Here is a 509-nt window from a genome sequence, read left to right as displayed (position 1 = left end):
GACGGGACCGCTGGTGAGCTTGTTCGACACTCGGTCGCCCCCTCGTGCGGACACCTTCGACAAAAAGGTATAAAAGTGCACCCCTGCGGGGGAAGGTGGGCAGCAGGGGTCTGGGCCAGCGGTCCCCAGGCAATACGATCTTTTCATTGATTTTTAGTTTTTAAAGTTTCAACCTCTTTTTTTAACTCAATAACATATAAGGTCAGCTCTTCAATTTTCTTCAGAAGGGCTGCGTTTATTTCCCCAACGTTTAGCCCCTTTTCCTGTATTTCGGATGCTGATGGAATTCCTGGTAAGTGCTGATTCTTCTGAATGAAATTTTCTACCTCCTTTAAGTCTGAGAGCTTATGCTCGGAGGTAAATACATAATCGGGCCAGTTCGTCGCTTCAACCTTTATTTCCTTAGCCCGGATGTTTCCATTAACAGAAAGCTTGTATCCATGAGCATCATAACCGCCTATACTAACTGATCCCATGAACGTATTGGTGCCGTTTCCATTGAAGTTAAC

General features: G+C 45.6%; 1 pseudogene. It reads right to left on the bottom strand.

What is annotated here, in order from left to right:
* Positions 1 to 143: 143 nt before the first annotated feature.
* A pseudogene (locus tag DDR33_RS26295) lies at positions 144 to 509 on the bottom strand (hypothetical protein); the annotation flags it as partial.

It is taken from the genome of Pararcticibacter amylolyticus (assembly GCF_003130405.1).
Lineage (GTDB): Bacteria > Bacteroidota > Bacteroidia > Sphingobacteriales > Sphingobacteriaceae > Arcticibacter > Arcticibacter amylolyticus.
The sequence above is the reverse complement of the archived record's forward strand: the minus strand, read 5'-3'. Positions and strand labels throughout refer to the sequence as shown.